The organism is Rhodobacter sp. JA431, from assembly GCF_900217725.1.
GTDB lineage: Bacteria > Pseudomonadota > Alphaproteobacteria > Rhodobacterales > Rhodobacteraceae > Rhodobacter > Rhodobacter aestuarii.
The window spans coordinates 1-1,512 of sequence record NZ_OBMP01000024.1 but is presented as its reverse complement, the minus strand read 5'-3'; the positions used below and the strand labels follow the sequence as shown (position 1 = coordinate 1,512).

1 protein-coding gene and 1 pseudogene are annotated in these 1,512 nt (G+C 61.0%); both read left to right on the top strand.

The window, feature by feature from the left end; all coding sequences use genetic code 11:
- Positions 1–228 (top strand): annotated as a pseudogene (locus CRO18_RS18465) (peroxiredoxin); the annotation flags it as partial.
- A 388-nt stretch (positions 229–616) separates the two neighbouring features.
- The coding region (locus tag CRO18_RS18460) for a cache domain-containing protein (protein WP_143128696.1) at positions 617–1,512 on the top strand (896 nt) is incomplete at its 3' end.

The following is a 1,512-nucleotide window of genomic DNA, read 5'->3' as shown; positions in this document are numbered from 1 at the left end:
CGCGCGATGCTCTACTATCCGATGGTGACGGGCCGCCAGATCGACGAAATCCTGCGCCTGCTGATCGCGCTGCAAACGGCGCAAGAGCACCAATGTGCGATGCCGGAAAACTGGCGCTCGGGCGACGCGGTGATCGTGCCGACCCCGGCCACGCCCGAAGCCGCCGAAGCCCGCGCCTCGGAAGGCTACAACACGGTCGATTGGTATTTCTCGACCCGCGCGCTTTGAACCTTCCTGCCGTGGCTTCCCCGAGGCCCGCAGGCTTTGGCCAGCCCTTCCCCGAGGGCTGGCCTTTCCTTCAGGCGGCCTGTGCCGGGCCAGATGTCGCGATGCGACGCGGGCACGCGGGACGGGAGTTAGGCTGTTAGTCCCATCGCTACGTCGCGCGCGAACGGCTGGATCGGCGCGGAGCACTCAATGATGCGAGAGGCGATATTTGGCCGAGGGATGCCGGGCAAAAGGATAGGGGCTTGGGACCTAATTTGGGAGTTCTTCTAGATTGTAAGGGTTTCTTGACCTTTTGGTGCAAACCTCCTTCATTCCTGTCTGGTGCTATTGATGATATTTCTTTGGTGGCCGGGGACAATGTAATCCTTTTCGAGCAAGCAGGCCCGCCTTGACCCGACTGACTGGAATATCTGCCCGTATTTACGGCATCGTGGCCGTTGCCGCGCTGTCGCTTATCATCTTGTCCGATATCCTTTTGGGATTTGCCGCCGATAACGCCTTTGAGATGCGTAGCCAGCACCTGAGCGATGTCACCGACACCGCGATCAGTGTTTTGCGTGAATTGGAGGAAGAGGTCGCCGCCGGCACACTGACCCCCGAAGCCGCCCGAGCCGAAGGCGCGCGGCGCCTTGCCGGGCTGCGCTTTGACGAATCTGGCTATTTTTACGTATTGGATCATAGCGGCAATATCGTGATGCATCCGACAAAGGCCGACTGGGTCGGTACCTCCCAAATCGATTTCACCGATCCCCATGGCACGCGCATTTTTGCAGAGATGATCGCGCTGGCCGAGGCGGAACAAAGCGGGGCGTTGCGCTATTTCTTCAACAAGCCTGACAGCGACATTCCTGAGGAAAAAGTGGGTTTCGTGCGCGAATTCGCCCCTTGGGGGTGGATCGTGGGCACCGGCTCTTATTTAAGCGATATCCAAGCGGCACTGGCCCATTTGCGCATGGTGTCGAATATTGCGATGGTGGTCGCTGTGTTCGCGCTGATTGGCGTCGCTACGGTTCTGGCGCGCTCGGTCACGCGCCCCATTGCGGCGGTGCATGCGCGCATGGAGCATATGACCGCAGGCGATACGCAAAGCGATGTGCCGGGCACGGACGGGCGCAGCGAAGTGGGTGATATGGCCCGTGCGCTAGAAAAATTCCGCGCCGCTTTGGCCGAAAAGGACGCGCTTGAGGCGCAGCAGCGGGCACAGGCCGAAAGCCTTGCCCGCGCCGAAGAAGAAGCCCGCGCCCGCGACGAGGAACTGGCCCGCCGCGAAGCAGAAGCGGAGGC